The 8,236-nt window shown below is 46.2% G+C and carries 8 protein-coding genes; 4 read left to right on the forward strand and 4 right to left on the reverse strand.

The window, feature by feature from the left end; translation table 11 throughout:
* The first annotated feature begins 226 nt into the window (after window positions 1–226).
* From IQ219_RS13175 to IQ219_RS13190, 4 genes are all read left to right on the forward strand, one after another.
* Window positions 227–661 carry a tetratricopeptide repeat protein gene (locus tag IQ219_RS13175; RefSeq protein WP_194072910.1) on the forward strand — a complete coding sequence of 145 codons (435 nt, stop codon included), beginning with the start codon at window positions 227–229 and terminating at the stop codon, window positions 659–661.
* A 92-nt stretch (window positions 662–753) separates the two neighbouring features.
* Entirely contained in the window at window positions 754–1,170 is a 417-nt protein-coding gene (locus tag IQ219_RS13180; protein WP_194020472.1) for a DUF29 domain-containing protein, read from the forward strand.
* A 107-nt stretch (window positions 1,171–1,277) separates the two neighbouring features.
* Window positions 1,278–2,561 (forward strand): histidine--tRNA ligase, encoded by a 1,284-nt coding sequence (gene hisS / locus IQ219_RS13185; RefSeq protein ID WP_194072911.1) that lies wholly within the window; start codon window positions 1,278–1,280, stop codon window positions 2,559–2,561.
* A 34-nt stretch (window positions 2,562–2,595) separates the two neighbouring features.
* The gene (locus IQ219_RS13190; RefSeq protein WP_194072912.1) at window positions 2,596–3,744 is read left to right on the forward strand and encodes a hypothetical protein; all 1,149 of its coding nucleotides are present in this window, start codon (window positions 2,596–2,598) and stop codon (window positions 3,742–3,744) included.
* A gap of 50 nt (window positions 3,745–3,794) precedes the next feature.
* On the opposite strand, the gene IQ219_RS13195 is transcribed toward IQ219_RS13190, so the two are convergent.
* The 4 genes from IQ219_RS13195 to IQ219_RS13210 all read right to left on the reverse strand — a co-directional run bounded on the left by IQ219_RS13195 (window position 3,795) and on the right by IQ219_RS13210 (window position 8,077).
* Complete coding sequence (locus IQ219_RS13195) at window positions 3,795–4,763, reverse strand: hypothetical protein (RefSeq protein WP_228017060.1); 969 nt, start codon at window positions 4,761–4,763, stop codon at window positions 3,795–3,797.
* Window positions 4,764–4,981: 218 nt separating this feature from the next.
* Window positions 4,982–5,884, reverse strand: coding sequence for a GNAT family N-acetyltransferase (locus IQ219_RS13200; RefSeq protein ID WP_194072913.1), 903 nt, complete (start codon window positions 5,882–5,884; stop codon window positions 4,982–4,984).
* A gap of 3 nt (window positions 5,885–5,887) precedes the next feature.
* A complete protein-coding gene (locus IQ219_RS13205) occupies window positions 5,888–6,700 on the reverse strand; it encodes a hypothetical protein (RefSeq protein ID WP_194072914.1) in 813 nt (270 codons plus the stop codon).
* A 33-nt stretch (window positions 6,701–6,733) separates the two neighbouring features.
* Window positions 6,734–8,077 carry a glutathionylspermidine synthase family protein gene (locus IQ219_RS13210; protein ID WP_194072915.1) on the reverse strand — a complete coding sequence of 448 codons (1,344 nt, stop codon included), beginning with the start codon at window positions 8,075–8,077 and terminating at the stop codon, window positions 6,734–6,736.
* Window positions 8,078–8,236: the final 159 nt, after the last annotated feature.

Raw genomic sequence — 8,236 nt, forward strand, 5'->3', positions numbered from 1 at the left:
TGGCTTCCCTTCGTCAGCATCACCGCCGCCTTTATGCCCTTGAGTTTACTCTCCAGGTCTATTCCTACGAGTCCTCTTAAACTTTTGTCAGTCAATCAGTAATCGGGCACGTTCAAAACAAATATTAAAAGATCATTCGGGTGCCATTGATGATTACACCCAAGTTATAAAAATTGATCCTAATTGTATTGATGCCTATAATAATCGAGGATTATCCAAGCAAGGATTGAAAGATTATAAAGGTGCCATCTCTGATTTCAGTAGCGCTATAGTAACTAATTCTCAATCTGCTGTTGCTTATAATTTCAGAGGGTTAGCAAAGAGTTATTTGGGAGAGCACAAAAGTGCTATTGTCGATTTTAGTAAAGCTATAGCGATTGAGTCTAGTGATTTTGCAATTTACAACAGTATAGGAATAGCAGAGCATTGTTTGAAACAATATATTGGTGCTATAGGAGATTACGACAAAGCAATAGAAATTAATTCTCAATTTGCTATTACCTATAATCGTAGAGGAGTAGCAAAACATTATTTGGGAGATTATAAAGGCGCTATCGCTGACTACAATAAAGCATTACAAGTTAATCCTGATTATACAGAGGCAAAAGAAAACAAAGCGGTTACGGAATCAAAAATAGGTCGGCAATGGAGGTTTTGGTAACATTATCACTGATTCCAAGTGTCGTTCTCATAAGTTTAAAGATTGTAGCAAGCAACAATTTTCAATCTATTTTGCTAATTACAGATAAAAATATGTCAATCACCTACGAACAAGATTTAGTACTTTGGGCCAGGACCACCGCACAATTATTGCGGGAGAAACGTTGGGAAGCGATTGATTTGCCCCACTTAATTGAGGAGATAGAGGATTTGGGCAAAAGTGAGCGCAGTGCCATAGGTTCGCAAATGGAAAGGATTATGGTGCATCTGCTGAAATGGCAATATCAACCCCAACGGCGATCAGACAGTTGGCTTGATTCTATCAATGATGGCCGCTCCCAAATCCGCCGCAAAATTGAAGACAGCCCTAGCTTACGCAACTATCCCGAAGCAATTTTAGAAAAGGAATATGCCAGGGCGCGGCGGGAAGCCTCCAGGCAAACGGGGTTAGCTCTGAATGTTTTTCCTGAATCATGTCCCTTTGCCATTACCCAAGTGTTGGAAGATTGACTACCAGAAACCAAGGCAAACTAATTGCCGATCGCCGGGGAGCAATGGGTCCTCGGAATCCGCTAAGGTTAGGAACGTATTTTGTTTGACAGGAACTGAGCCGAACTATGGGAGCTATCCAAGCCATTCGTGGAACCCGTGACATTTTGCCCCCGGAAACCAACTATTGGCAGTGGGTAGAGGCGATCGCCAAAGGCATTTTAGACCGGGCCTTGTATCAAGAAATTCGTACCCCCATTTTTGAGCAGACTTCCCTATTTGAGCGGGGTATTGGGGAAGCCACAGACGTGGTGGGCAAGGAAATGTATAGTTTCACCGACCGGGGCGATCGTCCTATTACCCTAAGACCGGAAGGCACAGCGGGGGTGGTGCGGGCCTATATTGAACAAAATTTACAGGCCGCTGGAGGGGTACAAAGGCTGTGGTACACCGGGCCCATGTTCCGCTATGAAAGACCCCAGGCTGGTAGGCAACGACAATTTCACCAATTGGGGGTGGAAGTATTGGGCAGCGCTGACCCGAGGGCCGATGTGGAAGTGATTGCCCTAGGCACCGACATTTTAAAAGCTTTGGGATTGAGTAACCTTTCCCTAGCCTTAAATTCTGTTGGCAACGGCGGCGATCGCCAAAGATACCGGGAAGCATTAATCAGTTATCTGACTCCCTTTAAGGACGAGCTAGACCCAGACTCCCAAGACCGATTAGAGCGCAATCCCCTAAGAATTCTCGATAGTAAAGCTAAACGCACCCAGGAAATCGTTCAGAGTGCCCCCAGCATTTTGGATCACCTAGGGCCAGACTCCCAGCACCACTTTGACCAAGTGCAACAACTACTGACGGATTTGGGCATTGCCTACCAACTCACTCCCACCCTAGTGCGAGGCTTGGATTATTACACCCACACCGCTTTTGAAATTCAATCCAGCGATCTGGGGGCCCAGGCCACCGTTTGCGGCGGCGGTCGTTACGATGGCTTAGTAGAGGAATTGGGCGGTCCCGTCACCCCGGCCGTTGGTTGGGCCATGGGATTGGAGCGATTAATTATCCTGTTGCAACAAATGGCTACGCCCCCCGTTCTCGGCCCAGACTTTTACCTCATTTCCAAAGGAGAAAAAGCGGAACCCCAGGCTCTAATTTTGGCCCAACAATTACGCAGCCAGGGATTGTCCGTGGCCCTAGATCTGAGTGCCAGCGCCTTTGGCAAACAATTTAAACGGGCTGATAAATCCGGGGCGATCGCCTGCTTAGTGCTGGGAGAAGGGGAAATGGCAACGGGCACAGTTCAGCTTAAATGGCTGGCCAGTAAAGCCCAGGAAACCTTGCAGTTACAGGATTTAATGGGGGACATTACGGAACTCAAACAACGTTTAGCGGGACATAGGGAAAAATAACCCCACCTCACCTCTAACTTTTCTGTGACCTGCCATGACCCCATGGACAATTTGGTTTAAAACCGACGATAACCCCAGTTGGCAACCCCTAGAGTCCTGTCGCTCCCTCCCCGTGGGCCATTACCGCCTAGCGGCCCGGCTAGCATTGCCCGGTAAGTATGTGCAATGGCGCTGGAAATTTTTCTCTACCACTGGCAAAGTGGAAAATCATGATTTCCAAGGCCGCACTAACGACGAAGGTCTCATTTCCCTGTTGGATTTACACACTGTTCAACCGGGAACATGGCAATTGAGCGCCCAGCCTGATTTGTTTGATCAACTCTGTGGGGAAAATTGGCAAATTCGCTTTCAATTTCAGGTGTTTGCCCCCGCCATGACCACGGTCACAGTGCCCAAATTGAGTGCCGAACCGGAGAAATCAAAGCTGGAAGTAGGTAATAGTCAAGCAGATGGGGAAAATAATGCCATTGTGCCCCATCCCCTGCGTCCTATGGTGGTGCCAGAGCTTGATCCAGAGCCGGTGCCTGTACTGCAATGGAGCCGAAAAACGAGGGCTAAACTAACGGAAAATAGGATGTCGGAACCTAGCCATTCTCTGGAAATTTTGGGAATATTGGGAATAGGGGAAACCAACGAAGCGGAAGTTCAAGTTCTAGAGCCTGAAGTGTTAAGTGACCCGGCGATCGCCGCCCAAGAAGAGATCATTCCAGCCGGAGTAGAAGAAATGCCAGAACCTGGAGCTTATCAAGAAACAGAAGAAATAAAACCGGCAGAAGTGTCGAGCGACCCAATAATTGCCGAAGATGAGAAGACAGTCCAAAAGGATGAGCCAGAGGAAACCCTAGAACCGTTAATAGCTGCCATACCGACGATCGAAGATGAAAACGAGCAACTGTTAGAGCCCGTCGCGGCTGCCCCATTGAGCACCGAGGCCCCGGTTGATGCTGATAAGGAAAAATCGGGCCAGTTCACCCCATTCCGGTCTGTGAGTTACTCCGTTGAGCTAATCTACCCAGAACTGGCAAATCCGATCCAGGTGGACATTACGGTTATGGTGGACGAGAATCGCCGCCCTGCGAATCTGAATTTGCCAGACCCCCGTAGGATGATTAGTTCTTTGCATCGAAAGCCTAACAAGTCCCGATCGCCTCTGCCCCCCAAATTAACCTCTACAGTGGATTAATTTCAAGGATAAATGGGGGAAAATTGAGTTAGAAATTGGAATTGTCCAACTCAAAAGCAGATCTTTGTAATATTACAGAGAATACCTTGAATTAGTGAATTGCCGCCGGATCGGTTGTAATAGTCATCGTTATTACGGTTGTTATTGTACCGATTAGCTTCGGGACTATTGGCAATTTCATTCCTCACATTTTCAAAGGTACTGCCTGCGATGACAGCATTGCGATAACCCTGTAGTCCTTCTGAGTCAGCGTTACGGCCTAGGTATTCTTGGTAGACCACATCTAATGCTTGCTTGAAGTCTTGACTATTAACCAAATCCCGACGAGCTTGGGCTAAGGAATAATTGGAATTATTTATAAATTGATCATAATTCCTTAACTCACTGGCACTGGAGTTGCGTCCCAACACCTGGATATACATATCATTGAATTGCCGCTGGTGTTCGGAATTATAACTTCCTTGGTTGTAGTTATCCCGGTTGTTATAATTACGATTGCGAGCTTCGGTACTGTTGCTAATCTCATTCTTAATATCAGCCAAGCTTCGACCATTAACAATTAAGTTACGGTAACTTACAAGGCTGGTGTTATCAAGATTTCGTCCTAGATATTCCCGATAGAAATTATTAATAGATTGATAAAATTCTTCACTATTAATTAGGTTTTCACGAACCTGTGTCGAAGACCAACCTTGACTGTTCATGGTTTGGGTAAAGTCCCGGATTTCATTACTGGTGGCATTACGTCCTAACACTTGCAGGAAAAGATTGTTAATTTCCGATTCACGATTATAGCGAATATTAGACCGCCTATTATTATTGTTATTGTTATTGGCTTGATAGCGAAAACTGCCATAGTTAGGGCAATTAATAACATTATTGTTCCGCAGACAGCGAATCTCAGTCGGGCGGGAATTATATCGGTGATTGTTATTAGCTTGATAACGGAAACTGCCATAATCAGAACAATTAATTACATCACGGGTTCTCACGCAGTTAATGGTTTCAGATTGCGCCATTGCCGGAGCTATGCTAGTCAGGGATAATAATAGGAGCGTAGCTGTAGATAAAGTTAAAGTTTTCATTGATAAAATACCAATTCCTATGTCTTGATCTTGACAGATGAGTGGGTTATTTATTGTTGGAATTGTACAAATTGATTGACTACAGTAGCAAATGTATTTAAATGTTGAAAATATAGCCTTAACAATCCAGGGCAAATAAATAATGCCAATCCCTAACCTAATTCCAAACAGGCCAAGCCGTAGATGTCCTCCAAAGGAAGTTGGGGGGGATTGCCCTTATACATGCGTAGATTTAACAAGGTCAGTTCAAAGCCCCGTTCTTCCAATAGATAAATGGCATCCTGATTCACATCTGGCACATCGATAAAGACCGGACCCTGGCGATCGCCAAGTAACACATCTAGCAAAGCCCCCGCTAAAGCCGTGCTGTCCGCCATGAGGGGTCCCAAACGCCAACCTTGGGGAAAACCATCTTCATCGTCGGGCAACAGGCAAGGACGAATGCGGCCGTAACCACAGCAATCCCCCTGGTCGTCCAAAATTACCATCACTTTTCCCTCCGGCCTTCCCAACCATTCGTGGAGGAACAGGGGTCTAGGAGTAGCTTCATGGCGGGCGTCATAGGCTTGCACTTTGGCTTCCGTTAATTCATCCCCAGCCATCAGTTGATAACCGGGGGGCAAATCGGGAGCAAAACTTGGCCGCACACAGGAACGGCGATCGGCGGGGGGTAAACGATAACGACGGGTGTAATAAGCAGGGCGAAAACCCCATTTTTGATAATCTTCCACCCTTGCTAAGGCCGCTTCCAAACCAACGCAATGGACATTTTCTAAATGGGCGATCGCCGTTTGCCAGAGGGCGACCCCAAAACCCCGGCCCCGATACTCTGGTTGGACTAAAAATAAACCAATAAAACCGTAGTTTTCGTCGTAACGAATTCCGGCAATGCAACCCACAGGCTTTCCTTGCCATGCCCCCACCCAAATGCCGCCGTTATCGGTGTCATAAAAAATTCCCAGATCCCCTATGCCCGGGCAAAATCCTTCCTGCTGGGCCCAACGAATCACCAATGGGCGATCGGCAACTTCCATGGGACGAATTAAGTAACTCATAGATTAGGGCGAAACAAGAGTTAAGGATTTAATCACGGTGCTACTAGGGCGATCGCCAAAGTTTAATTCCGCCAAAATTAGTTGGACAACGACCTCGCTAAAATAACGGGGAAAACGATGCATTTCCTGGGCATGGTCCAATAAAAAAGTGTGGTAATAGCGCCCTAGGGATTTTTCCAGTTTGATGAGGTTATGAAAAAAATCTGGTAATTCTTTGAGGCGATGGGGATAATTTTGCTTCAGGATGTTGAGGAAATGGCGAAAATGACTACCTTCATCCTGTACCAAATGTTGGGCAACTCTGGCAAAGGTTTTACCAAAGGGTCGGTAATATTCCCTTAGATCGCGACGGTAAGACAACATTGACCCCAACTCATCAAACACCAGGGTACTAACAATGGTGAATTCATCTTGCAAAACCCAAGCAATGGGTTCCAAGCTAGGCGATCGCCGATGGAAATTGTTGTCCATTGCCGTGGTAGTTAAACCGGATAAAGCACTGTAAACCCGGCTCAAAGCTTGATAATGTTTTTGTTCATCCCCCAACCAGAGGGGCAATAGCGCTAAAAAATTGGCTGATAATTCCCGCTGGCGGGACAGCAAGTAATTGTATAAAAACTGGGCATCCCCTTCAGAGTAAACATCTCGACCAAGGAGAATAGAAAAATCTTCTTTTAAGTGATTGGCTAAGTTATTAATAATACTCTGGGGTAATCGATAACCGATGGGAATTAACTCATCCACGTCCCAACAATTTAAACAGAGTGTAGGGAGATACTCTATGGGCTGATCTTCCAAACAAATAGATTTTATCATCAATCCTATATCCTCAATTTTCGGACTAACCACCTAACCCACTGACAAAAAATCTGCCGCTACAATATGGGGAATGATCAGACAGTGACGGCCCGTAATGCGAGCCTTATCCCCCCGTAAAATAATCCCCGCAGCCGTATCATCAATGACCCAACTACCAACCATGTAATAGTAATCAAAAGCTTGGGGCAGTTCGATATATTCTTGGATAATAAAACCCTCTTCCCCATAACCGTAGCTAGGGCGTTTCTCCACTGATCCAGCCCCCAATTCAATGGAAATACCAATGCCCTCCATGCCTAAAAGGGGTTTACGAACATGGAGCCCTTCTAACAACAAACGGGTCGCTTCGAGGGAAATATCACTCTCAAAGTAGGTGGGTAATAAATATCGAGCGTATGGACTATCTTTAAATTGTTGCCAAATCAGGGCCATGGCCCCTTTATTGGATAAAACTTGCTTCCATAGGGGTTCAATGACTTTGGCATCCCCCACCGCTAAACGTTGAGCCAGGGCTTCCGTACAACCGGCATTGGCCATGTCATTTTGTAAATCTGACCAATCATACATTTTCCATAAAATGGGAACTCTTTCGTTGGCATGGTCGATAAAATAACCATCTTCATCTAGACCCAAACCCCTCTGCATTGGTTGCCCCCGTTCATCTTCTAAGCCCCGCAAATAAACCAATTGGGTATAGATGTTTGCATCTACTTCATCGTGGAGAATTTGGATTAATTGCATGGCCATTTCACTGTCTTCTTCCAGTTGCTCATCTACCAAAAAAGAAATGCCAGTGCGGAGTAAATCATATTCTTCATAAATCCTGCGCCATTGCCCCGCTGTTCTTTCCCAATATTCATTAAATTGGCTAGCATTTTGGGGTAAAGCATAGGCTCCCTGGTTATGGTTGCGTTGGTAATCCACTAACCAATTCCATTGATATACAGTTTCAGCCCCTAACAGGGGCGTTTCCCCATTAATTTCGATTAATTTAATCTGGCTATCGTCGGTCACTACCAGATCAAAGCGGGTGGCTAGGCTCAAATCTTCCACCGGATCGGTGCGATGCCAACTGTTTTTGAGGGCAGGCCAATATTCGGGGCGAATTTTCAACTGGGCCAACCTGCTATCAATGGCGGGGTCATCCTCTTCGTCAAAAAACCAATCGAGAAATTCCACACACATTTGCCATAGTTGTTCACTAGCTTCGGCGATCGCCGTTTCTTCCTGGGGGCTGAACTGAATGGCAAAAGGTTGGGGCAAGGCTTCCACCCAATATTGCTGGGCCGCATCACTCAGCACATCCGCTTGATAGGCATTTTCCTGGATATGCTGACGCCAACGGGGACGACGGCTAATTTTGATCGGTTGCATTATTTACCTCCCCGGCCAGTGCCCTTAAAGGTAGAACCGAAACCTTTATTACTACTACGCCCAGAAATAGTACCTTTAGCAGCGGTACCCGTAGGTCGGGGGGGGGCGGGGGCAGTAACCGCTTTGGAGGTGGAAACTTTGCCCGTGGTGGTGCGGGGC

This window comes from Synechocystis sp. LEGE 06083, from assembly GCF_015207725.1.
Lineage (GTDB): Bacteria > Cyanobacteriota > Cyanobacteriia > Cyanobacteriales > Microcystaceae > Synechocystis > Synechocystis salina.

What these genes read in the sequence shown, in the direction of transcription:
- IQ219_RS13210 (WP_194072915.1), bottom strand. Translation starts at nt 8,077, where the DNA reads ATGCAACCGATCAAAATTAGCCGTCGTCCCCGTTGGCGTCAGCATATC.
- IQ219_RS13195 (WP_228017060.1), bottom strand. Translation starts at nt 4,763, where the DNA reads ATGGCGCAATCTGAAACCATTAACTGCGTGAGAACCCGTGATGTAATT.
- IQ219_RS13180 (WP_194020472.1), top strand. Translation starts at nt 754, where the DNA reads ATGTCAATCACCTACGAACAAGATTTAGTACTTTGGGCCAGGACCACC.
- IQ219_RS13190 (WP_194072912.1), top strand. Translation starts at nt 2,596, where the DNA reads ATGACCCCATGGACAATTTGGTTTAAAACCGACGATAACCCCAGTTGG.
- IQ219_RS13200 (WP_194072913.1), bottom strand. Translation starts at nt 5,884, where the DNA reads ATGAGTTACTTAATTCGTCCCATGGAAGTTGCCGATCGCCCATTGGTG.
- hisS (WP_194072911.1), top strand. Translation starts at nt 1,278, where the DNA reads ATGGGAGCTATCCAAGCCATTCGTGGAACCCGTGACATTTTGCCCCCG.
- IQ219_RS13205 (WP_194072914.1), bottom strand. Translation starts at nt 6,700, where the DNA reads ATGATAAAATCTATTTGTTTGGAAGATCAGCCCATAGAGTATCTCCCT.